Origin of the sequence: Saccharothrix longispora (genome assembly GCF_030852425.1) — a bacterium.
Taxonomy (GTDB): domain Bacteria; phylum Actinomycetota; class Actinomycetes; order Mycobacteriales; family Pseudonocardiaceae; genus Actinosynnema; species Actinosynnema longispora.
The window spans coordinates 368,235-393,978 of sequence record NZ_NSDM01000007.1 but is presented as its reverse complement, the minus strand read 5'-3'; the positions used below and the strand labels follow the sequence as shown (position 1 = coordinate 393,978).

At 70.7% G+C, this 25,744-nt stretch carries 27 protein-coding genes and 2 tRNA genes; 16 read left to right on the top strand and 13 right to left on the bottom strand.

What is annotated here, in order from left to right; translation table 11 throughout:
- Positions 1 to 32 precede the first annotated feature (32 nt).
- Positions 33 to 596 carry an HD domain-containing protein gene (locus CKY47_RS19105; protein ID WP_306747215.1) on the top strand — a complete coding sequence of 188 codons (564 nt, stop codon included), beginning with the start codon at positions 33 to 35 and terminating at the stop codon, positions 594 to 596.
- Here the strand turns inward: CKY47_RS19105 and CKY47_RS19100 are convergent.
- Both CKY47_RS19100 and CKY47_RS19095 read right to left on the bottom strand, forming a co-directional pair.
- A complete protein-coding gene (locus CKY47_RS19100; RefSeq protein WP_306747214.1) occupies positions 581 to 1,054 on the bottom strand; it encodes an NUDIX hydrolase in 474 nt (157 codons plus the stop codon). The genes CKY47_RS19105 and CKY47_RS19100 overlap by 16 nt on opposite strands.
- Before the next feature lie 10 nt (positions 1,055 to 1,064).
- Positions 1,065 to 1,808, bottom strand: coding sequence for a DUF5919 domain-containing protein (locus CKY47_RS19095; protein WP_306747213.1), 744 nt, complete (start codon positions 1,806 to 1,808; stop codon positions 1,065 to 1,067).
- Between the two features lie 159 nt (positions 1,809 to 1,967).
- Between CKY47_RS19095 and CKY47_RS19090 the strand changes: the two genes are divergently transcribed.
- From CKY47_RS19090 to CKY47_RS19055, 8 genes are all read left to right on the top strand, one after another.
- Positions 1,968 to 2,420, top strand: a complete 453-nt coding sequence (locus CKY47_RS19090; protein WP_033441159.1) for a hypothetical protein — start codon at positions 1,968 to 1,970, stop codon at positions 2,418 to 2,420.
- Positions 2,417 to 2,680 carry a hypothetical protein gene (locus CKY47_RS19085; RefSeq protein ID WP_306747212.1) on the top strand — a complete coding sequence of 88 codons (264 nt, stop codon included), beginning with the start codon at positions 2,417 to 2,419 and terminating at the stop codon, positions 2,678 to 2,680. Before CKY47_RS19090 ends, CKY47_RS19085 begins: the two co-directional genes overlap by 4 nt.
- Positions 2,681 to 2,684: 4 nt before the next feature.
- The gene (locus tag CKY47_RS19080) at positions 2,685 to 3,059 is read left to right on the top strand and encodes a hypothetical protein (protein ID WP_306747211.1); all 375 of its coding nucleotides are present in this window, start codon (positions 2,685 to 2,687) and stop codon (positions 3,057 to 3,059) included.
- Positions 3,056 to 3,526 carry a helix-turn-helix domain-containing protein gene (locus tag CKY47_RS19075; protein ID WP_306747210.1) on the top strand — a complete coding sequence of 157 codons (471 nt, stop codon included), beginning with the start codon at positions 3,056 to 3,058 and terminating at the stop codon, positions 3,524 to 3,526. Before CKY47_RS19080 ends, CKY47_RS19075 begins: the two co-directional genes overlap by 4 nt.
- A 309-nt stretch (positions 3,527 to 3,835) precedes the next feature.
- Positions 3,836 to 5,299, top strand: a complete 1,464-nt coding sequence (locus CKY47_RS19070; protein WP_371320695.1) for an FtsK/SpoIIIE domain-containing protein — start codon at positions 3,836 to 3,838, stop codon at positions 5,297 to 5,299.
- Positions 5,300 to 5,325: 26 nt separating this feature from the next.
- Positions 5,326 to 6,900: a replication initiator gene (locus CKY47_RS19065; protein WP_306747235.1), complete on the top strand. Its 1,575-nt coding sequence runs from the start codon at positions 5,326 to 5,328 to the stop codon at positions 6,898 to 6,900.
- Positions 6,901 to 6,915: 15 nt separating this feature from the next.
- Positions 6,916 to 7,137: an excisionase family DNA-binding protein gene (locus CKY47_RS19060; protein WP_306747208.1), complete on the top strand. Its 222-nt coding sequence runs from the start codon at positions 6,916 to 6,918 to the stop codon at positions 7,135 to 7,137.
- Positions 7,134 to 8,390, top strand: a complete 1,257-nt coding sequence (locus CKY47_RS19055; RefSeq protein ID WP_306747207.1) for a tyrosine-type recombinase/integrase — start codon at positions 7,134 to 7,136, stop codon at positions 8,388 to 8,390. Before CKY47_RS19060 ends, CKY47_RS19055 begins: the two co-directional genes overlap by 4 nt.
- On the opposite strand, the gene CKY47_RS19050 is transcribed toward CKY47_RS19055, so the two are convergent.
- Positions 8,362 to 8,432: transfer RNA gene (locus CKY47_RS19050), tRNA-Gly, on the bottom strand. The two genes, CKY47_RS19055 and CKY47_RS19050, sit on opposite strands and share 29 nt — an antisense overlap.
- A 60-nt stretch (positions 8,433 to 8,492) precedes the next feature.
- On the opposite strand from CKY47_RS19050, the gene CKY47_RS19045 reads away from it, so the two are divergent.
- Positions 8,493 to 8,566: transfer RNA gene (locus CKY47_RS19045), tRNA-Pro, on the top strand.
- 79 nt (positions 8,567 to 8,645) lie between these two features.
- Here the strand turns inward: CKY47_RS19045 and CKY47_RS19040 are convergent.
- Together CKY47_RS19040 and CKY47_RS19035 are read right to left on the bottom strand one after the other, a co-directional pair.
- Positions 8,646 to 8,897 (bottom strand): hypothetical protein, encoded by a 252-nt coding sequence (locus CKY47_RS19040; RefSeq protein ID WP_306747206.1) that lies wholly within the window; start codon positions 8,895 to 8,897, stop codon positions 8,646 to 8,648.
- 92 nt (positions 8,898 to 8,989) lie between these two features.
- Positions 8,990 to 9,895 carry a LysR family transcriptional regulator gene (locus tag CKY47_RS19035; protein WP_306747204.1) on the bottom strand — a complete coding sequence of 302 codons (906 nt, stop codon included), beginning with the start codon at positions 9,893 to 9,895 and terminating at the stop codon, positions 8,990 to 8,992.
- A gap of 1,215 nt (positions 9,896 to 11,110) precedes the next feature.
- Between CKY47_RS19035 and tig the strand changes: the two genes are divergently transcribed.
- From tig to CKY47_RS19010, 5 genes are all read left to right on the top strand, one after another.
- Entirely contained in the window at positions 11,111 to 12,469 is a 1,359-nt protein-coding gene (tig, locus tag CKY47_RS19030) for a trigger factor (protein WP_306747203.1), read from the top strand.
- Between the two features lie 114 nt (positions 12,470 to 12,583).
- Entirely contained in the window at positions 12,584 to 13,192 is a 609-nt protein-coding gene (locus CKY47_RS19025) for an ATP-dependent Clp protease proteolytic subunit (protein WP_306747202.1), read from the top strand.
- A 29-nt stretch (positions 13,193 to 13,221) separates the two neighbouring features.
- Positions 13,222 to 13,848, top strand: coding sequence for an ATP-dependent Clp protease proteolytic subunit (locus CKY47_RS19020; protein WP_306747201.1), 627 nt, complete (start codon positions 13,222 to 13,224; stop codon positions 13,846 to 13,848).
- A 208-nt stretch (positions 13,849 to 14,056) separates the two neighbouring features.
- Positions 14,057 to 15,337: an ATP-dependent Clp protease ATP-binding subunit ClpX gene (gene clpX, locus CKY47_RS19015; RefSeq protein WP_306747200.1), complete on the top strand. Its 1,281-nt coding sequence runs from the start codon at positions 14,057 to 14,059 to the stop codon at positions 15,335 to 15,337.
- Between the two features lies 1 nt (position 15,338).
- On the top strand, positions 15,339 to 15,926 hold the full coding sequence (locus tag CKY47_RS19010; protein WP_306747199.1) for an RBBP9/YdeN family alpha/beta hydrolase: 588 nt from the start codon (positions 15,339 to 15,341) through the stop codon (positions 15,924 to 15,926).
- A 20-nt stretch (positions 15,927 to 15,946) separates the two neighbouring features.
- On the opposite strand, the gene CKY47_RS19005 is transcribed toward CKY47_RS19010, so the two are convergent.
- The 4 genes from CKY47_RS19005 to fdhD all read right to left on the bottom strand — a co-directional run bounded on the left by CKY47_RS19005 (position 15,947) and on the right by fdhD (position 19,664).
- A complete protein-coding gene (locus CKY47_RS19005) occupies positions 15,947 to 16,693 on the bottom strand; it encodes a methyltransferase domain-containing protein (RefSeq protein WP_306747197.1) in 747 nt (248 codons plus the stop codon).
- Between the two features lie 64 nt (positions 16,694 to 16,757).
- Positions 16,758 to 17,621 (bottom strand): alpha/beta hydrolase, encoded by an 864-nt coding sequence (locus CKY47_RS19000; RefSeq protein WP_306747196.1) that lies wholly within the window; start codon positions 17,619 to 17,621, stop codon positions 16,758 to 16,760.
- Between the two features lie 55 nt (positions 17,622 to 17,676).
- The gene (locus tag CKY47_RS18995; RefSeq protein ID WP_306747195.1) at positions 17,677 to 18,843 is read right to left on the bottom strand and encodes a CaiB/BaiF CoA transferase family protein; all 1,167 of its coding nucleotides are present in this window, start codon (positions 18,841 to 18,843) and stop codon (positions 17,677 to 17,679) included.
- Positions 18,840 to 19,664, bottom strand: coding sequence for a formate dehydrogenase accessory sulfurtransferase FdhD (fdhD, locus tag CKY47_RS18990; protein WP_306747194.1), 825 nt, complete (start codon positions 19,662 to 19,664; stop codon positions 18,840 to 18,842). The genes CKY47_RS18995 and fdhD overlap by 4 nt, the downstream gene beginning before the upstream one ends.
- Positions 19,665 to 19,818: 154 nt before the next feature.
- Here fdhD and CKY47_RS18985 point away from each other — a divergent pair, with 154 nt between their 5' ends.
- Complete coding sequence (locus CKY47_RS18985; protein WP_306747193.1) at positions 19,819 to 21,342, top strand: phytoene desaturase family protein; 1,524 nt, start codon at positions 19,819 to 19,821, stop codon at positions 21,340 to 21,342.
- An 18-nt stretch (positions 21,343 to 21,360) separates the two neighbouring features.
- Here CKY47_RS18985 and CKY47_RS18980 read toward each other — a convergent pair whose 3' ends face one another.
- The 4 genes from CKY47_RS18980 to CKY47_RS18965 form a co-directional block, all read right to left on the bottom strand.
- Positions 21,361 to 21,849 carry a hypothetical protein gene (locus CKY47_RS18980; RefSeq protein ID WP_306747192.1) on the bottom strand — a complete coding sequence of 163 codons (489 nt, stop codon included), beginning with the start codon at positions 21,847 to 21,849 and terminating at the stop codon, positions 21,361 to 21,363.
- Between the two features lie 61 nt (positions 21,850 to 21,910).
- Positions 21,911 to 22,138 (bottom strand): hypothetical protein, encoded by a 228-nt coding sequence (locus CKY47_RS18975; protein ID WP_306747191.1) that lies wholly within the window; start codon positions 22,136 to 22,138, stop codon positions 21,911 to 21,913.
- A gap of 28 nt (positions 22,139 to 22,166) precedes the next feature.
- Positions 22,167 to 24,461 (bottom strand): FdhF/YdeP family oxidoreductase, encoded by a 2,295-nt coding sequence (locus tag CKY47_RS18970; protein ID WP_306747190.1) that lies wholly within the window; start codon positions 24,459 to 24,461, stop codon positions 22,167 to 22,169.
- 239 nt (positions 24,462 to 24,700) lie between these two features.
- Positions 24,701 to 25,612, bottom strand: coding sequence for a hypothetical protein (locus tag CKY47_RS18965; RefSeq protein WP_306747189.1), 912 nt, complete (start codon positions 25,610 to 25,612; stop codon positions 24,701 to 24,703).
- Positions 25,613 to 25,744: the final 132 nt, after the last annotated feature.

Below are 25,744 nucleotides of genomic sequence, written 5' to 3'. Positions count from 1 at the left end.
AAGGTGATCATCGCGGGAAGTCGAGGTAACCTATGACTCCGGCCCCAAAAGATGTTGCTGAAAAATTATTGGCTATGGAGTTGCCTCGACGCTGGCTTCATGTTCAAGGTGTTGGACGGCGAGCTGCGTCGATTGCTCTATTGTTCGATGACCCGCATGAGCGATGGCTTCTTAAATCCTCGGCAGTACTTCATGACATTGGCTACTCGCCTATGATTGCATCGACGGAATTGCATGCACTAGACGGGGCGATTTATCTTCGCGATATCGGTTTTCCTCAAAGGCTATGCGCACTAGTGGCTCATCACTCTTGCGCTCAGTTCGAGGCTGAACTGCGAGGACTCGCTGAAGATCTGAGTTGCTGGCAGGACGAGAGAACTCCAGTCCGAGATGCACTGTGGTGGGCGGACATGACGACGACACCTGACGGTAAGGTCACGGACGTCCACGCTCGGATTCACGAGATCGAAGAGCGTTATGGGGATGAAGACGTTGTGACAGTTTTCATCCGGCGAGCGAGGCGGGAGTTGGTGGCTGCCGTTGAGAGAACTGAGGAGCGCCTAAGAATGGCGGGTCTGAGTCACTTGGCGAAGTAGGGCGTATTCAGGTTGGTGAAACCGTGTTCTATGCGGAGGCGGATTGAGGGGTGGATGTTGAGGGCTTTCAGGTCTTCGCGGGCCACCCAGTGGACTTCGCTGGACTCGTTGCTTGTGTGCAGCTCGCCTCCGATGGGTTGAGCGCGGAAGCAGATGGAGAACTCCTGGCGGACTTCGCCATCCGTGTAGGAGATGACGTGAGCTGGGTCGGAGTAGACACCGATGATGTCGATGGGGTCTACGTCGATGCCGGTCTCTTCCTTGACCTCGCGGATGACGGTGTGGCCGATCGTCTCGCCTACGTCTTGGGCTCCGCCGGGGATGGAGTAGAGGTCGTTGTCGGTGCGGCGGATCATGAGTAGGCGGCCTTGGTCGTCTTGGACGAACGCGGTCACGGCTACGACGATGTTGGTCGCCTTGGGGGCGTTGGGGTCGTTGTAGTGGTCGGTGCGCGCCATGTCGTCCTGCCTACCACTTGGGTGGCTTGGCGTCGTCCCAGACGCCCTGGAAGCTCTCCGCGTAGGTCTCGAAGAGGTCGCCTCCGGAGAGGCGGCGCAGGTGCAGGACCGGGGCGTGAGCTGCCATGAAGCCGTGTACGTGGGTGTTGACCAGCATCTCGTCATCGAAGCGGTAGATCGAGTTGTAGAGCGTGGTGCGGTGGCACCTCACCTCGGCGTGGCCGGTGTCGGCCAGGGGCTTGAAGAACGCGAGGGCGTTGCGGACCTTGGCGGCGAGGGTGCCCTTGCCGATGCCCTCCTCCTCGCTCCGGCGGGCTACTTCGCGGCTGGCGGGGTCGCCGAGGAGTAGGCGGATCTTGACGCCTGCCTCGGCCTTCTGGCGGAAGGTCCTGATCAGGTTCGGGTTGTCGGTGAGGAACATGCCCGAGTAGATCAGGATTGAGATGTTCAGGCGGGCCTGGTCGACCAGGTGGGTCCACTGCTCCTGGGGGACGGAGTGGCGGTGCGGGTAGACCTGCACGACCTCCGATTGAGTGATCTCCTTCTTGGCCTCCGGGGCGAGGGCGTTGGGCCAGAGGTAGGTCTCGGCCTCTCGGACCATGGCGGCGATGGTGCGCCGGTGCCGGGGGTACGGGGTGCGGTCGAGGTTGATCCAGCGTTCGACCGTCTTGGGGTCCACACCGGTGGCTTTGGCTACCTGGATGAGGTCGAAACCGTTGCGTAGCAACGAGTCTCGTAGGCGTTGGTTCGGCATGGCTCCCCCTGTAGAACGAGTTGGGACGTCTTCAAGGTAGCAAGGACGTCTTTAGTTGTCCCGCTATGCGGTGCTGCCGTCCCCGATTTTTGCCGAAAGTGGTTGGTGTCGAGGTGCCGGACATGTGGTCCGGCCGACGCTGACGACAGGAGATCGGCTGTGGCGATCACGGGTGGGAGCAGGCTCCCCACGTCGCATGACTTCGTGTTCCCGCGTGGTGCGTTGGTGATGGGTGTTGAGCCGGTGCTCAAGTTCCAGTCCGCCGAGGAGCGGGCGAAGGGCCTGCCGGTTCAGCAGGAGACGGACAAGGAGACCGGGCTGTTGGTGTGGTCGGTCCTGGTGATCGACCAGGCGGCCGAGCGGAAGACCGATGCTGCGGTGACGGTCAAGATCGCTGCTCCTCATCAGCCGGTTCCTCCGGAGGCGATTCCGGGGACGGATGTGCGGCCGGTGGTGTTCGAAGGGCTGACGGTGACGCCGTGGATTGACGACAAGGCGTGCCGGGGGAGTCACGGGGGTGAGCGGCACCGGTGCCGGGCAAAGCTCGGGTACAGCCTGCGCGCGTCCGGGATGAAGCCGGTCGTCGCCAAGCCTGCCTCCAAGGCCGCGTGACCCCGGTGGCGGACATGGTGCGTCTCCACGTAACCGCTGACCTGCCGATGCGGGTCGAACCGCTGGTGTTCGCGGGGCGGGTCGAGGTCCGGTTCGGCAATGCCTTCCCGGCCGTGCTGTTGGTGGACCACGCGGCGCTTCCGCGTCTAATGCGTGGCCTTACCGAGGGCCAGGCGGCTTTGGAGCAGGCGGACTCTCCGGCGGCAGGGCGGCATGTGCTGGTCGAGGAGGTCAGTGATGACGCCACCGGGGAGGGTTGAGCCGATGGCCCTGCCGCAGGTGGGCGGCAACGTCGCCCTGATCGTGGCGCGCTACCCGGAGCTTGGCCGCCTGGTCGAACTGGAGGCGGCGGGGTGGTCGTTCATCCACCGCCTCGACGGGGACGGCGTGGATCAGGTCGACGCGTTCCGGGAGTGGCCTGAAGGGTGGATGGACTGCCTGCGGGTCCGCTCGGCTACCGATGTGATGGCGCTGCGTTCGGCTGGTGGTGATCCGCCCGCGATGACATGGGAACGGACCGGGGATCTGGCCGAGGTGGTCGACGCGTTGATTGGGCTTCCGGCACCGGGCGAGAGGACTGCTCCGCGGTTGGTGCGTGGCGTTGCTCCGCGGTTGTGGACGCCTGGAGGGCAGCGATGACCGAGGAGGGTAAAGCCGCACGCCAACCGGCTCGGCGCTCGGTGTACTACCAGGTGTTGGGCGCGCATCTGCGGCAGTTGCGTCGTCGGCGGGACGTCTCGACGGTGGACATGGCCGAGCGGTTCGGGGTGTCGGTGGCGATGTTCTCCAAGATCGAGCAAGGGACGCGTGGGCCGAGTCCGGCGGCGTTGGAGATGTACGCCGAGGTCACGGGTGTGCCGCTGCTGGAGCTGTTGGCTGGCGCGGCGACTCGGCATCGGGAGCGGCTGGACCCCTTCGACCTGTTGTTGCGGGTGGAACTGCCGGAGCACGTGCGGGCGTTGGACGGCCTGGCGCTGTACGCGGGCATCCCGGCGCGGCACATGCCCCGGTCGCTGCCGTTGCGGCTCACCGATACCTCGGGCGTGATCTTCGGCGCGGCCGACGCCTACACGCGCAGGGGGACTGCGGAAGGGGGTGATAGCTGACCTTGGTCCTGTTTGGACAGACCGCCTGATCCGTTGTGGGTCATGTGGCGATGCCGCGCGTCCTGTTGCGACGCAACGCTTTCCGTAAGACGCAGGAGCGGTACCGGGCTACCAACCTCGCCGCTCCTGCGTTGTCCACACCGCGTGGGAGTGAACAACGATGACGGTAAGGCATGGGCGCAAGCACGCGCCAGAGAGGGTCACCCGGACGCGCTGCACGACCTGTCACAGGTTCGCACGGCTGCTGGTCGGGCAGACCGAATGCAACCGCTGTCTCGGGGCGCTGGACCTCGACTTCGGGGGTGCCCAATGAGCGGCAGGTGGGTTGATCCGGCTCCGTTCGAGGGCGCTCGGCCTCGGGTGCCGTGGTGGGTCCTGCTGCCGGGCAGGTTGAGGTGGATCGCGTTCCTTGTGGCGCTGGTGTGGCTGGCGCTGGTCGGCGTCGTGCGCCTGGTGCTCGTCGTGGTGCGCTATCCGGTGGTCACGGTGGTGCCGGTGTCGGCGGCCTGGTGCTGGTGGCGGTTCGGGTTGTCGCCGTTGGTGTTGGCGTTGTTGTCGCTCGTGGCGGCTCTGACGGTCTGGGCTGGGTACGACCGGGCGTCGTTCCTGCGGCACTGCTGGTACCGGCTGGTGACCGAGTGGCGGCGGGCGACGGTGTACGTGCCGAGGTGGCGAGCGGTGGTGCGCCTGGCGGACCTGGCCAAGCGGAATCGGGGCCGTGAGTACCGGCCGAAGCTGCGTCGGGTGCGGTCGGAGGGGTGGCGGGACCGGGTTCGGGTGCGGATGGTGCCTGCGCAGTCCCCGGAGGCGTGGGAGCTGCGGCGGGATGGGCTGGCGCACTCGTTCGGCGCTCGCTCGTGCCGGGTGCGGGTGCTGCGCCCTCGGGTGATCGAACTGGACTTCGTCCACCGTGACCCGCTGGTAGGTCCGCTGCCGGTGCCTGCGCTGGCTGACGTCGAGGTCGATCTGAAGCGCGTGGTCGTCGGGCGGACGGAGACCGGTAAGCCGTGGCGACTGCGGTTGCTGGGGGCGCAAGTCCTGGTGGTCGGTGTGCCTGGTGCGGGTAAGGGCTCGGTGTTGTGGTCGCTGGTGTGGCAGCTCGCTCCGGCGGTCCGTGCGGGCCTGGTGAGGCTCGTGGGGATCGACCCGAAGGGCGGGATGGAACTGGGCCAGTGCCCGGATGCCTTCGACCGGGTTGTCTACGACAACGGGCCGGAAGCCGTTGCCCTGCTTGAGGAAATCGCATCGGAGGTCAAGGAGCGTGCGACTCGCTACCGGGGAGTGCGGCGGCTGTGGGCGCGGTCGACGGGTGAGCCGTTCACGGTCCTGGTGGTCGATGAGCTGGCTGACCTGATCGCCTACCAACCGGACAAGCAGCTCCGGGAACGAGCGGTGCGGGCTATCCAGACCATCACCTCCCAGGGCCGTGCTCCCGGCTATGCGGTGGTCGGTCTGGTGCAGGACCCGCGTAAGGAAGTCGTCGGGTTCCGGCACCTGTTCAGCACCCGCGTGGCGTTGAAGCTGGACGAGCCACAGCAGGTGGACATGGTCCTTGGCGATGGTGTCCGGCAACGCGGCGCGGCTGCCCACGAGATCAGCGAGAACACCCCTGGGGTGGCTTGGGTCAAGCAGGACGGGCAGCGGGAGCCGGAGCGGGCTCGGGCCTTCCACGTCACCGACGCGGACTTGGTCGAGTTGGGCGTCTACCTGGCGGACGCCACCGTTCATGACTTCCCGACTCGACCGGATGGCACGGGGGAGGTGGCGGCGTGAGCGAGTACCTGACTCGTGCGGATCGGATGAAGCAGCCGGCGGCGCTCGACGTGACTCGGGCCGTGGCCGAAGAGCACGGCGTCTGTGTCCGGCCGCTGGCCAAGGAGCGGATCGACCTGGACACCGGGCGCGTCGACATCGTGCCCGTGCCGTGCGGCTCGACCGTGGCCAGTGTGTGCCCGACCTGTGCGGAGAAGAACCGGCGGTTGCGGATGGCACAGTGCCGAGAAGGGTGGCACCTGTCCGAGGAACCCGACTTCACTCCGAACGCTCCCAGCGACGACCAGCGAGCGCTGACCGCCTACCGGGCGGATCTGGTCAAGGCGTACCGCCAGGCCGTCGAAGAGGACGACGAGATCGGGGCGGAGGAGGTGCGGGAGGAGGTCGCCGGGGTCGATACCGAACTTCGGCAACTGGGAATCCGCGGTTCACTCCCGGCGCTGGAAATCCGGTCTCGGGCGGTGAGGAAGCGGTCGACCAGGCGGCGACAGGATGCGCCGAACCTGCCTCGGCGGCCGGTCCAGAAGCGCACGGTCGGCCGGGTCTTCGGAGGCAAGTACCAGCCCTCGACCTTCCTCACGCTGACCCTCGACAGCTACGGCAAGGTGCGCAGCGACGGCACCCCGGTTGACCCGACCCGGTACGACTACCGGCGTGCGGCTCGGGACGCGGTGCACTTCGCGGCACTGCTGGACCGGTTCGTGCAGAACCTGCGGCGCTGTGTCGGCTGGGATGTGCAGTACTTCTCCACCGTTGAGCCTCAGCGACGCCTGGCGCCGCACTGGCACGCGGCCGTCCGGGGTTCCATCTCGCGTGCGGAGCTGCGGGCGGTCGCCGAAGCTACCTACCACCAGGTCTGGTGGCCCAGCCACGACGAGATCAAGTACAGCGGCGACAACCGGCCGGTCTGGGATTCGCGGGCGAAGGGGTTCGTTGATCCGGTCACCCGTAAACCGCTGCCGACGTGGGAGGAAGCTCTCGATCAGGTGGAGCGTCCAGCGCATGTGGCGCGGTTCGGGGTGCAGGTGCACTCGAAGGGCATCCTCGGCGGGACGGAGGAGGCCGGGCGGCACATCGGCTACCTGACGAAGTACCTGACCAAGAGCATCGGGGAGTGCTTCGACGCCCGGACCAGCCGCCAGGAGGACCACGCAGAACGGCTGTGCGCTGAGCTGGCCGTCACGCCCTGCTCGCCGCAGTGCCCGGTGTGGCTGCTCTACGGAGTCCAGCCGAAAGGCGCTCGCCTGTCGATGGAGCCTGGCCGGTGCAAGGGCAAGGCCCACAAGCGCTCAACCCTCGGCGTCGCCGGACGGCGGGTGCTGGTGTCGCGGAAGTGGTCGGGCAAGTCGCTCGCCGACCACAAGCACGACCGGGTGAAGTTCGTTCGGCAACTCCTGGCCGACGTCGGGATCAAGCAGGAGGAGCGGCCCACACGGGTCGTGTGGAACAACGTCCAGCCCGGCGACCCGAACGTGCCCCCACGACCTCACCTGCTGCTGCGGGCGGTCGCGGAGCGGCGGCGGTGGAAAGCGGAGTACACGGCGGCGCTGCTCGCGTCAGCCGGTGCGCAAGAGAGTTCGGCAACTGACCAAGCGGCTTGATCTGGGGGGATCACGATGCACGAGAAAGAGCACTTCAGCGTGCCCGAAGCGGCCGAGTACATGAGCACGACCGAGCGGTTCGTCCGCCGGTTGATCGCGGAGCGGCGCATCCCGTTCCACCGGCTTGGGCGGTTGATCCAGTTCAAGCGGGCTGACCTCGACGCCTTCATCGAGGCCGGTCGGGTGGAGGCGTTCGACCCGGCTGCCGTTCGGCAACACCTGCGGAGGGCGTCATGAGCGACAAGCGACGTCGGTTCGGGCGGGTTCGCCAACTGCCCTCGGGGCGGTGGCAGGCGCGGTACCAGGGGCCGGATGACAGGCAGCACACCGCGCCGGTGACGTTCGAGCGGGAGAAAGACGCTGATCAGTGGCTCGCTGAGGTCGAGACGGACATTCGGCGGAACGACTGGACCAACCCGGACGCGGGCAAGATCAAGCTCCGCGACTACGCCGAAGCGTGGATCAAGGAGCGGGACCTGGCCGTGCGGACGGTCGAGCTGTATGACGGCCTGCTGCGCAACCACGTCGGTCCGAGGATCGGTGACGTGATGCTCGCCGACCTCACCCCGGCTCGGGTGCGGCGGTGGCGCAAGGAGATGCAGGACGACGGCGTGGGTGACGTGACCGTGGCCAAGGCGTACCGGTTCCTGCGGGCGGTCCTGAACACGGCGTCGGCTCCGGAGGAGCGGCTGCTCAAGCACAACCCGTGCACGATCCGCGGTGGCGGGCAGGAGAAGAGCCCGGAGCGGCCGACCGCCACCTTGAAGCAGGTCTTCCAGGCCGCTGACGCGATCGAGGAGCGGTATCGCCTGATGGTGTTGCTCGCGACGTTCGGCAGTCTGCGGTTCGCCGAGATGGTCGGGCTCAAGCGAGCCGACTTCTCGGTGGTCCACGACGGTGAGCGGATGTTCTGCGTCGTCCAGGTCGAGCGACAGACCGTGCAGCCGGACTCCGGGCCGCTGTTCGAGGACGACCCGAAGGCCAAGAGCAAGCGGCCGGTCACGCTGCCGCCGTTCCTCGGGGAGGAGATCGAGCAGCACCTCGGCCGGTTCGTGGACGACGCGCCGGAAGCATGGGTGTTCGTCGGCCCCAAGGGCGGCAGGCCGAAGCGGAACAACTTCTGGCACGTCTGGGACAAGGCCCGGCGGGCGGCGGGGATGCCGGACGTCCACCTCCACGACCTTCGGCACACCGGGAACACCCTGGCGGCCGAGACCGGCGTGACGCTCCGGGAGTTGATGGACCGCATGGGCCACAGCTCCACCCGCGCGGCGCTCATCTACCTCCACGCCCGCGAGGAGCGGGGCCGGAGCATCGCGGCGGGAATCGAGGCGATGGTCAGCGCCGAGAAGGGCACGCCGGAGCAGAAGGGGCACGCGAGGGGCACGGAAGATCCACAGAAGCAGAAGGACCGTCCGCGTGGGACGGTCCGCAAGAGGTCTACCAGGCGTTTTAAGGAAGAGCGGGTGACGGGAATCGAACCCGCATGACCAGCTTGGAAGGCTGGGGCTCTACCATTGAGCTACACCCGCTTGCGCCTACCGGGGTGGGCGCGAAGATAGCTTAGCCGGTCGCGATACGCTTGCGGTGACCGGGGCGTGGCGCAGTTTGGTAGCGCACCCGCTTTGGGAGCGGGGGGTCGCAGGTTCAAATCCTGTCGCCCCGACGGTCGCCCTGGCCGGCCCGGGTTCGGGTTGGTCAGGGCACTTCTCCTCCGGTCGGGGCACTCCCCCCGGAGAACCGGCTCAGCCGCCCAGCTCGGTGACGGCCGTCTGGATCGCCGTCGCCTGCTGCTCCAGCTCCGCTTCGGTCGACTCGTCGCCGACACCGCGGTCCAGCAGTTCGGTCTTCGTCACGAGCACGAGGGCGCCGCGGTAGGCGTCCGTGTCCAGGTCGTCCTGCTGCACGACCTCCACCCGTCCTTCCAGCAGGACGAGGGCCGAGTCCGGCAGCGGTGAGGCCAGCAGTTCGCGCAGGTGGGCTGCGGTGACGGTCATGCCCTCCCTGCTACCCGCGCACGGCGTCGCGAAACGTGGCCGTTCTTGAGCACACCCGCGCCATCGGGTGCTCAAGAACGGCTCCCCAGTCGCTACGCCGGAGTAGCCACCTGCTCGCTCACCACCTGGGCCGCGGCCGACACGAGTGCCGTCACCGACGGGTTGGTCGAGTTGTCCTGCCGCCACGCGAACTGGGTGTAGACCCGGAAGGGCGGGACCCACGGCAGCCGGCACAGCCGACCGTCGTCCAGCTCGGTGGCGACCGTCACCTCGGGGACCAGCGAGATCCCCAGGCCGGACGTCACCGCGCGCTTGGCGGCGTCGATCGAGTCCAGGGCCAGCACCGGCGACCTCGACTCGGCGTCGTGCAGGCCCAGGGCCTGCTCGAACTGCTCGTAGTAGCTCGCGCCGTTCTCGGCCCGGATGAGCGTGCTGCCGCGCAGTTCGTCCTCCGTGATCACCGAACGGCGGGTGAGGGCGTGCGTGGGGCCGGCGACCATGACCAGCGGCTCCGGGCACAGCACGGTCGTCTCCAGGCCCTCGCGCGGTTCCACCGAGCCGATGAAGAACGTGCAGTCCAGCCGCCCCTCCCGTACCGCGGACAGGTTCGCCTGGGTGTTGCGGGAGTGCAGGGAGATCTGGACGCTCGGGTAGCGCCAGCACATGTACTCGATCAGTGGTAGCAGTCGGTAGTCGGTCAGACTCTGTGCGCTACCGATGACCAGCTTGCCGTGCGGCTCGCCGTTCATCGTGATCGCTTTCCGCGCTTTGTCGGTCAACGTGATGATGTTGCGCGCGAACGGCAACAGCTCGACTCCGGCGGAAGTCATCTGGATGCCCCGCGGGAGTCGACGGAACAAAGGCACGCCAAGGGTTTCTTCGAGTGCCTTTATCCGGGTGGTGATGGTGGGCTGCGAGCAATTCAGCGTGGCGGCTGCCTTGGTGAAACTGCCCGTTTGAACCACAGTTGTGAACGCCAAAAGCTGACGCGTCTCCATGGAGCTCCCCAACGGTGCGTTAATGTGGTCCACGAGAGGCCGGTGTAGGACGGCGTCGTGGTCTCCTGTGCGTGGCGGCAGTCGATCCGGCCGCGCCGACGTGCCGACGCTGCCTGGGATCGATCACCATCGCCGCTCGACCGCGAGGGGTGTCGCCCGGTGGGCGGGTGGTGTTCCCGGCACGTCGCGGGCACCGGACCTGCGTGCACCCGCGAGTGGTACCGGGGAGGTGTTCGGCAGCGGCGGAATGGATCTCATCGGGTCATCGGCACCTTGTCTGGTAGGTGGTTAAAGAGCTCGATGACATTGTCTCGCTCGTTCCTGTCGGTTCTCGGCGCCGGTTGCGTCCGCTGCTGACCCCCCAGAACGTCCGGCAACGAGAATTATTCCTGGTCCAGCGCGCGGGTCCGGGCGTCACGCTACCTGAAACCCACACTAATGGACTACGGCGAGTGGAGTCATCTCGACAAGTGAAAGTTTTCTGTCGCGCGTTGCTCCGAACGGCCTCAATTCACTCTTCGTGACGAACGTCCCTTCGGTCGAGGTTGCGGACAGTGGGTCGGTGCTGCGGCATCCGTGTTACACGACCCGCGGAAGGCTGCGTTCGGTGATGACGCGCGAGCCGGGGCTCCCGGCTCCCGCAGTCGCTCGAACGGCCTAGTCGAAGGACCCCGGGACCCGCCGAACGGCCCAACGCGAGCGTCCGAAGCGCCCAGGGGGAGGCGCCGGTGCTCCGAACGCGGTGGCGACAACGCGCCGTGGTGGGCCGCCGAAGGGGCGTCCGCGCGCCACGACACGGGAGGGCGCCGGTGCGCTACCCCTGCGCGCGGCCCGCCGGACCGGCAGGTCGCGGCCCGACCCCGGCCGCTCCCCGGACGGGTCCGCCGGCACCGCCTGCTGAGACGGGGCCGAAGGTCCTCCGAAGAAGTCCCGAAGAACACCCGAAGCCATTCGGCGCGCTCGGCGTCGGGTGGAATTCGAACCGCGTCCGCGAATTCCGGGCAGGGTGTCCACGCGCCTTTCCGGTGGCCGCGAGAATGCGGTCGCAATGCGCGCGCGGCGCGCCGGGCGGCATGAGGGCGTCCCTTTGCGCCCCGTGGACGGGGTGCGGCCGTCGCGCTCCCGGGCGGACCGCCTAGACTCAGGCGGAATCCCGGCGCGAACCACCGCGTCACCGGGATGTTCCGCACGTCCTGCCCCAACGAGGAGACCACGTTGAAGAGCACCGTCGAGCACCTGAGCCCGACGCGGGTCCGGATCAACGTCGAGGTGCCGTTCGACGAGCTCAAGTCGGACTTCGACCGCGCCTACCGCAAGCTGGCCAAGCAGGTCCGCATCCCAGGCTTCCGCCCCGGCAAGGCCCCGGCCCGCGTGCTGGAGAGCCGCATCGGCCGCGCGCCCGTCCTGGACGAGGTCGTCCAGGAGGCCATCCCGGCCAAGTACCTGGAGGCCGTGAACTCCGGTGAGCTGCGCACCCTGGGCCGCCCCGACTTCGAGGTGACCAAGATCGACGACGGCGACACCCTGGCGTTCACCGCCGAGGTCGACGTCCGCCCCGAGATCGCCGTTCCCGCCTTCGGCGAGCTGACCGTCAGCGTCGACGACCAGGAGGTCACCGACGAGGACGTGGACACCCAGCTCGACGAGCTGCGCGCCCGCTTCGCCACGCTGACCGGCGTCAAGCGCCCGGCCGAGAACGGCGACTTCGTCGTGGTCGACCTGTCGGCGACCGTGGACGGCGAGGAGGTCGAGGAGGCCAAGACCGCCGGCCTGTCCTACGAGATCGGCTCCGGCCAGCTCGTCGAGGGCATCGACGACGCCCTGGTCGGCGCGTCCGAGGGCGAGTCGCGGACCTTCACCACCACCCTGGTCGCCGGCGACCACGCGGGCCGCGACGCCGAGGTCACCGTGGTGCTGAACTCCGTCAAGGAGCGCCAGCTGCCCGAGCTGGACGACGAGTTCGCCCAGCTCGCGAGCGAGTTCGACACCCTCGACGAGCTGAAGGCCGACCTGCGCACCCGCCTCGGCCGGGTGAAGAAGATGCAGCAGGGCGTCCAGGCCCGCGACAAGGTGCTGGACGCGCTGCTGGCCAGCGTCGAGGTGCCGCTGCCCGAGGCCGTCGTCAAGAGCGAGGTCGAGGCCCGCGAGCACGACGCCGTGCACGCCCTCGACCACGACGAGACCCGCTTCGCCCAGTGGCTGGCCGAGCAGGGCCAGACCAAGGAGCAGTTCGACGCCGAGGTGCTGGAGGCGTCCGAGCAGGCCGTCAAGACGCAGCTGGTGCTCGACGCCATCGCCGACGCCGAGCAGCTGAGCGTGACCGACGCCGAGCTGACCGAGCGCATCATCTACCAGGCCCAGCGCTTCGGCATCAGCCCCGACGAGTACGTCAAGCGGGCCCAGCAGTCCGGCCAGCTCGGCGCGATCTTCGCCGACGTCCGCCGCGGCAAGGCGCTGGCCTCGGTCGTGCGCCAGGCCACCGTCACGGACTCCGCCGGCAACGCCCTCGACCTCGACGAGCTGTTCGGCGAGCAGAAGGCCGAGTCCACTGAGGAAACCGCTACCTCTGAGTGAAGCCCTGAGCGAACGCGGGCGGTGTCGGGAAGTCGACGCCGCCCGCCTTCGTTAAGGTCGTTGGCACGAGACTCTTTTTCGGCACAGCTAGTCGGCAAAGTTAGGCAGGCAGACGTGACGCAGCACTCTTTCCCGACGCCCGAGATGCGAGCGGCCTCGGGGATGAACCTCAACGACTCGGTCTACGAGCGCCTGCTCCGCGAGCGGATCATCGTGCTGGGCACGCAGGTCGAAGAGAACATCGCCAACCAGATCGTGGCCCAGCTCCTGCTCCTCGCCGCCGAGGACCCGGAGAAGGACATCACCTTCTACATCAACTCGCCCGGCGGCTCGGTCACCGCGGGCATGGCGATCTTCGACACGATGCAGCTCATCGAGCCGGACGTGGCCACCTACGCGATGGGGCTCGCGGCGTCGATGGGCCAGTTCCTGCTCTCGGCCGGCACCCCCGGCAAGCGGCACGCCCTCCCGCACGCCCGCATCCTCATGCACCAGCCCTCGGCGGGTGTCGGCGGCACGGCGGCGGACATCGCGATCCAGGCGGACATGCTCACCCGCACCAAGCACGAGATGGCCGAGCTGATCGCCCAGCACACCGGTCAGCCGGTCGAGCGCATCGTCGCCGACTCGGACCGCGACCGCTGGTTCACCGCCCAGGAGGCCCTCGAGTACGGCTTCGTGGACAAGGTGATCAGTCGCGCCAGCCAGGCGACGACCAACTGACCAGCGAGCACACACCAGGAGACAGTGAAGTGAGCCAGTTCCACGCGCCGCAGTCCCGGTACGTGCTCCCGTCGTTCGTCGAGCGCACCAGCTACGGCATCAAGGAGTCCAACCCGTACAACAAGCTGTTCGAGGAGCGCATCATCTTCCTCGGCGTGCAGGTGGACGACGCGTCGGCCAACGACGTGATGGCCCAGCTGCTCGTGCTGGAGTCGGAGGACCCCGACCGCGACATCCTGATGTACATCAACTCGCCGGGTGGCTCGTTCACCTCGCTGATGGCCATCTACGACACCATGCAGTTCGTCCGCCCGGACATCCAGACCTACTGCCTGGGCCAGGCGGCCTCCGCCGCCGCGGTCCTGCTGGCGGCGGGCACCCCGGGCAAGCGCCACGCGCTGCCGAACTCCCGCATCCTGATCCACCAGCCGGCCACGGAGGGCGTGTACGGCCAGGTGTCGGACCTGGAGATCCAGTCGAACGAGATCCAGCGCGTCCGCCGCCTGCTGGAGACGACGCTGGCCAGGCACACCTCCCGGACGCCGGAGCAGGTGCGCCTCGACATCGAGCGCGACAAGATCCTGACGGCCGAGGAGGCCAGGGAGTACGGCATCGTCGACAGCGTCCTGCCCTACCGGAAGCTCTCGGCGAAGTAGCCCGCGGCGAGGCCCCCGACACGCCGAGCCGACCGGGGTTCACCCCTGGTACGGGGTGTCGGGGGCACGCTGGTCCTCCCGCACAGGCGGGTAGGCCAGGTACCGTCGAGGGGAACGGGCGGACCCCGCACCCAGCGGGCACTCGCCACACCAGCAGTCAGGCGCACCTCACCAGGTCGTGCGCCGGAGGGGACAGAGGTCAGCGGTCATGGCACGTATCGGTGACGGCGGCGACCTGCTGAAGTGCTCTTTCTGCGGCAAGAGCCAGAAGCAGGTGAAAAAACTCATCGCCGGACCGGGTGTCTACATCTGCGATGAGTGCATCGACCTCTGCAACGAGATCATCGAGGAAGAGCTCGCGGAGGCCGGCGACGTCAAGCTCGACGAGCTGCCCAAGCCCGCCGAGATCCACGAGTTCCTCGACCAGTACGTGATCGGCCAGAACGAGGCCAAGCGCACGCTCTCGGTGGCGGTCTACAACCACTACAAGCGCATCCAGGCCGGTGACCGGGGCCGTGAGGGCCGCGACGACGGCGTGGAGCTCGCCAAGTCCAACATCCTCATGCTCGGGCCGACCGGGTGCGGCAAGACCTACCTGGCCCAGACGCTCGCCAAGATGCTGAACGTGCCGTTCGCCATCGCGGACGCCACGGCGCTCACCGAGGCCGGCTACGTGGGCGAGGACGTCGAGAACATCCTGCTCAAGCTCATCCAGGCGGCGGACTACGACGTCAAGCGCGCCGAGACGGGCATCATCTACATCGACGAGGTCGACAAGATCGCTCGGAAGAGTGAAAACCCGTCGATCACGCGCGACGTGTCCGGTGAGGGCGTGCAGCAGGCGCTGCTGAAGATCCTGGAGGGCACGACCGCGTCGGTGCCCCCGCAGGGCGGGCGCAAGCACCCCCACCAGGAGTTCATCCAGATCGACACGACGAACGTGCTGTTCATCGTGGCGGGCGCGTTCGCGGGCCTGGAGAAGATCATCCAGGACCGGGTGGGCAAGCGCGGCCTGGGCTTCGGCGCCGAGGTGCGCACCAAGGCGGAGGTCGACGCGGCGGACTACTTCGCCGACTCGATGCCCGAGGACCTGATCAAGTTCGGCCTGATCCCCGAGTTCATCGGCCGCCTGCCGATGGTCGCGAGCGTCACCAACCTCGACAAGGAATCCCTGGTCAGGATTCTCACCGAGCCGAAGAACGCGCTGGTCAAGCAGTACCAGAAGCTGTTCGAGATGGACGGGGTCGAGCTGGAGTTCACCCGCACCGCCATGGAGGCCGTCGCCGACCAGGCGATCCTGCGCGGCACCGGTGCGCGTGGCCTGCGGGCGATCATGGAGGAGGTCCTGCTGCCGGTGATGTACGACATCCCGAGCCGCACGGACGTCGCCAAGGTCGTCATCACGGAGCAGACCGTGAAGGAGAACGTGAACCCGACGATCGTGGCCCGGCAGCCCTCGCGCCGGGAGCGCCGCGAGAAGTCGGCGTGAGTTGTCCCTCCCGCACGCGCTGATCCTGCACGGACTGGGTGGTTCCGGGCCGGCGCACTGGCAGAACTGGCTGGCGGGCGAGTTGGCCCACCACGGTGGGACGGTCGACCTGCCGCAGTTCACCGGCCCGGACTCACCGCGCCTGGCGGTGTGGCTGGACGAGTTGCGCACGCACCTCGCGGCCATGCCCACGTCATCCGAACGGGTGGTCGTGGCGCACTCGCTGGCGGGACTGCTGTGGCTGCACCACGCGGCGGGGGAGTTCGACGGGGCGCTGCGGGTCGACCGGGTACTCCTGGTCGCCCCGCCCGCGCCCGACTACGCCGACGAGCCCCTGATCCACGAGTTCCTGCACCCCGCGGCGGACTCCGGGGCGCTGCGCCGGGCCGCCGCGTCCACGCGGCTGGTGGTGGGCGGCGACGACCGGTACTGCCCGGTCGGGAAGGCGAAGCTGCTGGCCGAGGCGCTGCGGGTCGAGGTGGACGTCATCCTCGACGGTGGTCACCTGAACGCGGACTCCGGGTACGGCCCGTGGGCGGCGGTGCTGAAGTGGGTCCGCAGCGGCCGGACACCCCTGACGCCGCGCTGAACCCCGTCACCGCCACCCCCTCAGGGCGCGGTGACGACCACCCGGAACAGGGTGAACGCCGCCAGGAACGGTCCGGCTGCCAGGTCGGCGAGCCACGCGTCGGCCGCGGCCCGGGTGAGGTGGCCGGCGGCGGCGGCGCGGTGCGCGTTGCGGGTCAGGCCCAGCAGGTGGTCGGCGGTGTCGAAGTCGCGCAGCACCGGGGCGGTGGTCCCGACCGACTCCACGCGCAGCCCCGCGCCGGACGCGAGCCGGGCCAACCGGCGTCCCACCACCGGGTGGCGGACGACGCGGTCGCACACGAACCGGTTGAACGCGAGGTTCGCGCTGACCGCGCCCGGGTCGAGGACGAGGGTCTCCCAGTCGGGCTGCGCCAGCACGGCGCGCCCGCCGGGCCGCAGGACCCGCGCCACCTCGGCGAGGACGGCCGCCGGGTCGCGCACGAGGTGCAGCACGCGGTCCACCCGGACCCGGCTCACCGAACCGGGGTCGAGCGGGAGGGCGTGGGCGTCGCCCAGGAGCACCTCGACGGGCAGGCCCTCGGTGCGGCGGCGCGCCTCGGCGACCATGACCGGGTCGAGGTCGACGCCGATGACGGAACCGGCGCGCTCGGCCATGGCGGGCAGGTCGGTGCCGGGGCCGCAGCCCAGGTCGAGGGCGGTGTCCTCGGGGCGCAGGTCCAGGGCGTCCAGCAGGCGCAGCTTGTAGCCGCGGCCCTCGCGCGCCGCGTGGTCGAGGTAGTCGATGGGGTCCGGGAGCGTCGTCGGCATGTGCCGAGGCAACCACGGCCGCGTGGAGGTCCCGGTGGGGGGACGTGCGGGTCGTGTGAAGGGTTCAGCGCGGCACGCGGCGGCCCAGGAAGCGGACGACGTCGGGGACGATCCTGCGGTAGAACGCGTCGTCGTGCCCGCCGGGGGTGATGGACTCCACGGCCAGCCTGGCGTTCTCCAGCAGGGTCGTGGTGCCGTCGACGAACCGGTCGCGGTCGCCGACCCACACGCCGATCGGCGCGTCGCCGAGCTTGTCGAGGTTCCTGAGCGGGTCGAGGCGGGCCCACTGCTCGGGGCCGCGGAACGCGTCGCGCTTCGCCATCTCCTCCCACGTGGTGATGAGGGCGGGGGAGACGGCGGCGACGGCGGCGGTCCTCTCGCGGCGCTCGGTGCGGCGGCGGCCGTAGAGCAGGGCGCCGAAGCCGCCCATGGACACGCCGGTGCAGGCGAACGGCGCGCCGTAGCCGCGTTCGGCGAGCCAGGCGGGCACCTCCTCCAGGAGCATGGCCATGGGGTCGTCGCCGGGGTGGTTCTCGTGCCAGTAGTTGTCGCCGCCGTCGACCGCGACGAACCCGAACGGCGGGACCGAACCCCGGCCCACGGCCGACACCAGCACCTCGGGCAGGCCGCCGAACGCGGCGAGGCGCGCCGTGCCGTAGCGGCCGTGCAGCAGGATCGACATGGGCAGGCCCCGGGTGGGCACGCCCGGCGGGACGAGCGTCAGCAGGTCGACCTCGCGGCCGCGGTGCTCGGAGCGCACCCGCTCGACCCGCACGACGGCCCGCTTCACGGCGGGCACGGGTCCGGCCACGCCCACGGCGTGCCGCAGCGCCTCGCCGAACGGCGCGTCGCCGTGCACCGCCGCGATCCCGACCGCCACCAGCGCGCTCCCGACCGACGCGGTGAGCACCGTGCGCCTGCTGACCATGTCGCCTCCAGCGAGTCCCTGCCCACCCATCGCGCGGGGCGGGTGCGACGTTTCCTCAGATCACGGATGCGGTCCGGAGGGCCTCCACCTGCTGCTCCGTGTAGCCGAGCCCGCGCAGCACGTGCTCGGTGTGCTCGCCCGGCGCGGGCACGGCGCCGGGGGTCCAGTCCCACGCGGAGGAGTCCACGGGTGGCCGCAGGACGGTGACCTCCCCGCCCGGCACGGTCGCGCGGGCGAGGCGGTCTCGTGCCGTGACCTGGGGGTGCGCGGGCAGGTCGGCGACGCCGCGGGTGCGGGCCGCGGGCACGTCGGCGGCGTCGAGCGCGGCGAGCAGCCCGGCCGCCGTCCACGCGCCGAAGTCGAGCGAGCGGTGCAGGTCGGCGCGGTGCTCGACGCGGGAGGCGACGGTGGCGAAGCGCGGGTCGTCGGCCAGCCCGGGCACGCCCAGCACGTCGCACAGCCGCCGCCACTGCGGGTCGTTCTGCACGGCGAGGTGCACGGCGCCGTCGGCGCACGGGAACGGCCCGTAGGGCGCGATGGTGGGGTGGTGCGCGCCGGTGCGCGGCGCGGCGGCGCCGGTGCCCACCGCGTACAGCATGGGCTGGTGCATCCACTCGGCCAGCGCCTCGAACAGCGACAGCCGCAGCGTGGCGCCCTCCCCGGTGCGGTGGCGGCGCAGCAGGGCGGCGAGCACCGCGGACTGGAGCTGCACACCCGCCGCGATGTCGGCCACCGAGATCCCGGCGCGGGCGGTGACCTCGCCGTCGCCGGTCAGCTCGACCAGCCCGGCCTCGGACTGCACGAGCGCGTCGAACGCCTTGCGGTCGGCGTAGGGGCCGTCCCAGCCGTAACCGGACAGCTCGCCGACCACGAGGTCCGGTCTCGTCGCGCGCAGCGCCCCGGCGTCCACACCCAGTCCACGCGCGGCGGCGGGCGAGAGGTTGCACAGGACCACGTCGGCCCGGGCGACGAGCCGGTCCAGCACCTCGCGGCCGGCGGGCTGCTTGAGGTCGAGGGTGACGGACTCCTTGCCGAGGTTCGTCCAGGCGAAGTAGGAGGAGACCTCGCCGCACGCGCTGTCGTAGTCGCGCGCGAAGTCGCCGCCGCCGGGCCGCTCGACCTTGACGACGCGCGCGCCGAGGTCGGCGAGCAGCCGGGTGGCGTAGGGGACGGCGACGGCCTGTTCGAGGCTGACCACCAGCACGCCGTCCAGGGGCTTCACGGGACCACCCGCTCCGCGCCGGTGTAGACGTTCATCGAGTCGCCCCGCAGGAACCCGACGAGGGTGACGCCCTGCTCCTCGGCCAGGTCGGCGGCCAGCGACGACGGCGCGGACACCGCGGCCAGCACCGGCACGCCCGCCATCGCGGCCTTCTGGACCAGCTCGAACGACGCGCGACCGGACACCATCAGCACCGTCCCGGCGAGCGGGACGCGGTCGTCGAGCACGGCCCGGCCGAGGACCTTGTCGACGGCGTTGTGCCTGCCCACGTCCTCGCGCACCACCAGGGCGTCACCAGATGTGGTGAACAGCCCGGCGGCGTGCAGGCCGCCGGTGGAGGCGAACACCTTCTGCCGCTCGCGCAGCGCGTCGGGCAGTGCGGCCAGCACGTCCACGTCCACGGTGGAGGTGTCGGCGGCGGGGGGGAAGCGGGTCTTGAGCTTCACCGCGTCCAGCGCGGCCTTGCCGCACACCCCGCAGGACGACGTGGTGTAGAAGTTGCGCTCCACGCCCGCGTCGGGCGGCGCGACGCCGTCGGCGAGGGTGATGTCGAGCACGTTGTAGGTGTTCACGCCGTCGGGGCCGGCGCCCTCGCAGAACCGGGCCACGGCGATGTCGGACAGGCCGCCGATGACGCCCTCGCTGAGCAGGAACCCGTGCGCGAGCTCCACGTCCTTGCCCGGCGTGCGCATCGTGACGGCGAGGGCCTTGCCGTTCACGCGCAGTTCCAACGGCTCCTCGGCGGCGAGGGTGTCGATCTTCGAACGGCGTTCCCGTCGCGCGTACGCGACCACCGGGCGACGCACGGTGACCCGTCCCACGGCGCACCTCCTTCACCTGGTCGGGATTTTCGCGAGCCACCGACCAGGCTACGGAGGTGCCGGGCGGCGGGTGCGCCGCCGGCCCGCGAGGTCACGGCCCCGTCGCCCGGCCGAGGACCGCGGCCGGGCGTTCCCGGCCCCTTAGGATCACCGGGTGGACTCCTACGACGTGGTGGTGGTCGGCGGCGGGCACAACGCGCTGGTGGCCGCGGCCTACCTGGCGCGGGCCGGCCGTTCGGTGCTGGTGCTGGAGAAGCTCGACCACGTCGGCGGCGCGGCGGTCAGCGAGCGGGCGTTCCCCGGTGTCGACGCGCGCCTGTCGCGCTACTCGTACCTGGTGAGCCTGCTGCCGGACCGGGTGGTGGCCGACCTCGGGCTGCGGCTGGAGCTGCGGTCGCGCTCGACGTCGTCGTACACGCCCGCCGGCGACCTGCTCGTCGAGCGGCGGCCGGGGAAGGCGACGGCCGCGTCGTTCCGCGCGCTGACCGGGTCCGACGCGGAGTTCGAGCGCTGGCGGCGCTGGTACGACGACCTGGAGGTGCTGGCGCGGGCGCTGGCGCCGACCATGCTGGAACCGCTGGTGTCGCGCGAGCACGCCCGACTGCGGGTGGACTCGGTGGCGCGCGCCCGGCTGTGGGACCAGGTCGTGGAACGGCCGCTCGGGGAGACCCTGGAGGAGCTGTTCACGCACGACCTGGTGCGCGGCGTCGTCGCCACGGACGGGCTGATCGGCACGCACGCGTCCCTGCGCGACCTGGCCGCGAACCGGTGCTTCCTCTACCACGTGGTCGGCAACGGCTCGGGTGAGTGGCGGGTGCCGGTCGGCGGCATGGGCGCGGTGACCGCGGAGCTGGAGCGGGTGGCGCGCGAGGCGGGCGCGGAGGTCGTGACCGGCGTCGAGGTGTCCCGGGTGGACGCCGACGGCCGCACGGCCGAGGTCGAGTTCGACGGGCGCGTGGTGGGTGCGCGGTTCGTGCTGTCCGGCGCCGCCCCGGCCACCCTGGACCGGCTGCGCGGCCGGGACCCGAGGACGGTGGCCGAGGGCTGCCAGGTGAAGGTGAACATGCTGCTGGAGCGGCTGCCCCGGTTCCGCTCGGGGGTCGACCCGGGGGTGGCGTTCGCGGGCACGCTGCACCTGGACGAGTCCTACGCGCAGCTGGAGACCGCCTACCGGGAGAGCGCGGCCGGCGCGGTGCCGTCGGTGCTGCCGGCGGAGATGTACTGCCACACGCTGACCGACCCGTCGATCCTCGCGCCGGACCTGGTGGAGCGGGGCTTCCACACGTTGACGCTGTTCGGCCTGCACACCCCCGCGGCGCTGTTCGAGGCCGACAACGCGGGGCTGCGCGAGCGGCTCGTCGGCCGCTACCTGGCCGGCCTGGACGCCGTGCTGGAGGAGCCGATCGCGGCCTGCCTGGCGACCGACGCCGAGGGCCGGCCGTGCCTGGAGGCCCGCACGCCGCTCGACCTGGAGGCGGAGGTCGGCCTGCCCAGGGGGAACATCTTCCACGACGGGCTGGCGTGGCCGTTCGCCGAGGACGACGACGAGGTGGGCCGCTGGGGCGTGGAGACCGACGCGGCCAACCTGTTCGTGTGCGGGGCGGGCGCGCGGCGCGGCGGCGGGGTCAGCGGCATCGGCGGCCACAACGCCGCGATGGCCGTGCTGGAGGCCGGCTAGAGCCGGGGCGGGCGCGGGTCAGAGCCGGGCGAACAGGGTGTCGACCAGCCGCGTCGCGTGGTCGACGGTCGCGCCGGAGGTGACCGTGATCTCCACGGTGCCCCGCCGTGCCGCCACGACGGTCTGCACGACCTCGCCCCTGGTGGTCGTGGCCCGGTACGCCTCGTCGTGGAAGCCGGGCACGTCCTCGACGTGCTCCTGCGCCCCCCTCCCCTCGGCGAACGACGCCGCGTCCGCGCCGGTGCGGAACCGCACGACCGCGCCGCCCCCGTCGTAGGTGCAGGTCACCACGTCGTCGCGGATCGCCTGCCGGGAGTGCTGGAGGCGCAGCTCCAACGCCGTCGCGACCACGTCCTGCGGCGCGTCGTCGCAGTTCACGCCCGCCGACTCGGTTGCCGTGGTGGACGGCGCGGACTGCGTGGCGGGCGCGGCGTCCTCCGTCGAGGTGCACGCCGTGAGGGCGAGCAGCGCGGCGGTGGCGGCGACGAGCGCGGTCCTTGCGGTCACACACCTGTGTTCGCCCGAACGGCCGCAGGCGTTACCCCCGCGCCCGGGACGCTCCGCGCCCTCAGCCTCGACCGGCGGGTGGTGCGGCACCGGGTGCTCGTCGCGAGCGTCGGCTCCTCGTGGCGCCGAGCGCCGGGGTGAGCAGCGCGCCGAGCGCCGCCGACGCGACCAGCGCCACCGCCGTCAGCGAGGTGTGCGGCGCCTGCTCGGCCGGCCACGGCGGCTGCCACCACGTGGGCGCCGGCAGGACCCCGAACGCGACCGACGACCACCGGTGCCCCCGTGTCACGGGCGCACGGTGACCCGGCGGCCCCGCGTCAGTCCGCGACTTCCGCCAACCGCACCACGATCGACTTCGACGTGGGCGTGCCGGACACGGTGGCCGTGGAGTCCAGCGGCACCAGGGAGTTCGCCTCGGGGAAGTACGCCGCCGCGCACCCGCGCGCCGTCGGGTAGGAGACCACCCGGAACCGCTCGGCCCGCCGCTCGACGACCCCGGTCGGGTCCTCCGGCCACTCGCTGACCAGGTCGACGTGCTGCCCGTCGGCCAGGCCCAGTCCGACGAGGTCGTCGGGGTTGACGAACACCACGCGCCGCCCGTCCTTCACGCCCCGGTAGCGGTCGTCCAGGCCGTAGATGGTGGTGTTGTACTGGTCGTGGCTGCGCAGGGTCTGCAGCAGCAGCCTGCCCTCCGGCACCTCCAGCACGGTCAGCTCGTTCGCCGAGAACTGCGCCCTGCCGGTGCGGGTACCGGTGAACTCGCGGGCGTCGCGCGGCGCGTGCGGCAGCACGAACCCGTCCGGCCGGCGCACCCGCTCGTTGTAGTCCCGGCAGCCCGGCACGACGCGCGCGATCCGGTCCCGGATCAGGTCGTAGTCCTTCTCGAACTCCTCCCACGGCACCGGGTGGTCCGCGCCCAGCAGGGTGCGCGCCAGGCGGCACACGATCGACACCTCCGACAGCAGCCGGTCGCTCGCGGGCGCGAGCGCGCCGCGCGAGCGGTGCACCACCGACATCGAGTCCTCGACGGTGACGAACTGCTCGCCGGAGTGCTGGAGGTCGCTCTCCGTGCGGCCGAGCGTGGGCAGGACCAGCGCCGTGCGGCCGTGCACCACGTGCGAGCGGTTGAGCTTGGTCGACACGTGCACGGTCAGGTCCAGCCCGCGCATGGCCGCCTCGGTGACCGCGGTGTCGGGCGCGGCGGAGACGAAGTTGCCGCCCACGGCGAAGAACACCCTCGCCCGGCCGTCGTGCATGGCCCGGATCGACGCCACCGTGTCGAACCCGTGCTCGCGCGGCACCGCGACGCCGAACTCCGATTCCAGGGCCGACAGGAACTTCTCCGGCATCTTCTCCCAGATGCCCATGGTGCGGTCGCCCTGCACGTTGGAGTGGCCGCGCACGGGGCACAGGCCCGCGCCGGGCTTGCCGATCATGCCGCGCAGCAGCGCGACGTTCGCGATCTCGCGGATCGTCGGCACCGAGTGCCGGTGCTGGGTCAGCCCCATGGCCCAGCAGAAGATGGTGCGCTCCGAGTCGGCCAGCATCCGCGCCAACAGCTCCACCTGCGCGCGCGGCAGGCCCGTCGCGGCGTCGACGGCGTCCCAGTCGAGGTCCCGCACGTGCTCGGCGTAGGCGTCGAAGCCGTCGGTGCGGCCCTCGACGAACTCCGCGTCGACGGCGCCCCAGGTCAGCAGGAGGTTGCCGACGGCCTGGAACAGCGCCTGGTCGCCGCCCAGCCTGATCTGGAGGAACTCGTCGGCGAGCTGCGTGCCCGCGCCGACGAGGCCGCGCGCGTTCTGCGGGTTCTTGAAGCGCAGCAGCCCCGCCTCGGGCAGCGGGTTCACCGCCACGATCCGCGCGCCGCCGCGCTTGGCGTCCTCCAGCGCGGAGAGCATCCGCGGGTGGTTCGTGCCGGGGTTCTGGCCCACCACCACGATCAGGTCCGCGCGCGCGAAGTCGTCGATGCCCACCGAGCCCTTGCCGATGCCCGTGGTCTCCGAGAGCGCCGCGCCCGACGACTCGTGGCACATGTTCGAGCAGTCCGGCAGGTTGTTCGTGCCGAACGAGCGCACCAGCAGCTGGTACAGGAACGCGGCCTCGTTGCTGGTGCGGCCCGAGGTGTAGAACACGGCCTCGTGCGGGCTCGCCAGGCCGTTCAGGTGCTCCGCGACCAGCGAGAACGCGTCCTGCCAGTCGATCGGCTCGTAGTGCGTCGCGCCCTCGCGCAGCACGAACGGCTCGGTGATCCGGCCCTGCTGCCCCAGCCAGTAGTCGGTCCTCCCGGCCAGTTCGGCCACCGGGTGCGCCGCGAAGAACTCCCGGCCGACGCGGCGGCGCGTCGCCTCCTCCGCCACCGCCTTGGCGCCGTTCTCGCAGAACTCGGCCGGCCTGCGGTGCCCCTGCGGCTCGGGCCACGCGCACCCCGGGCAGTCGAAGCCCTCGCGCTGGTTCAGCAGCCGCAACGTGGTCGCGGTGCGGGTCACCCCCATCTGCTCGACACCGCGCTTGAGCGCCACCGCCACGCCGGGGATGCCCGCCGCCCAGCGCTTCGGCTCGCTCACGTCGATCAGGGACTCGTCGATGTCCTGCTGAGGTGGCCTGCGCTCCATGACCCCATTGTGCGACCGGATGACGTGCGTGCCGCCGGCGCACCCCGCGCGAGTGCGCCGGCGGTCTCCCGATCGACCGCTCGCCGAAGGGCGACGCGGGACCGCTGTCACGGGTCGCAAGGGGTTTCACCGACCCGTGAATCCGGCGTCCTCACCTGCGCCGATCCGGTGATCAACGTTAATTGTGAGCGGCGTCACACATCATCGAATCGGCCGGACGGGTGACCCCGGTCCGGGGTTCACCCCGGGCAGCCGTCCGACGCCGACGACGGCGAGCCCACGTCGAACGACAGCCCCGGCGGCAGCGACGGATCGGTGAACGCCGGCGCCAGGAAACCCCGCCTCGCCGCCGGGCACGCCACCGAGTCGAACACCCCCGCCGACTCGTCCGCCCACAGCCCCGCCACTCCCGGACCGCCCTCGCGCAGCGAGTACCGCACCTCGAACCGGGTCATCGCCACCAGGTCCTCCGGCCCCCGCAGCTCCTCCGGCCGGGCCGCCTCGAACGCGTACGCGAACGCGTAGTCGGTGCGCACCACCAGCTCGCCCGACGGCCCCACCGCCGCCTCCATGCCGCCCCGCACCTTCGGCTCCACGCCCGCCAACCGCACCCCGTCCGCGACCCGCGTCGCCACCAGCGCCGCCTCCCCGTCGTTGCGCCCGTCGAACAGCGTCCGCACCGACTCCCGGAGGTCCGGCGCGAACAACGACAGCAGCGGCTCCACGTCGCGGTCCTGCACCACCCGCCGGTCCAACCGGGCCGCCACCACCGCCCGCCGCACCCGCTCGTAGGCCCCCGCCACCTCCTCGGCGGAGAACGACCCCACCGGGACGGCCGCCGGCGCCACGACACCCGCCTCGCCGTCCGCCCACGCCGCCGCCGACGTGCCCGCGAACGGGTCGCCCACGTCCACCGCCCGCCGTCCCGCCGCCGGGCCCCCGCCCTGCGTCGCGAACACCGCCCACGCCAGCAGCACCGCCGCCGCGGCGATCGCCGACCCCACCCAGAACCGCCGCGGCGGACGCCGCGACCGCCACCGCCGCCACCGCGCCTCCCGCTCGGCCCGCCGCACGGCCTGCCGCGACCACCCCGGGTCCCGCAGGTCCGGGTGGTCCTCGATCCGGTACTCGTCCACCAGGCCCCATTCCACTAGGTCCCCATGCCGCCCACACCAAGGCGTTAGCAGGAAATCGCCGCGAAGTCGACACGTCCCGGCGCCGGCGGCCCCGGCCGCGTGCGCCGGCACGAGCCCCCTGCTCAGCCCACTCGGACGGGGCACGGC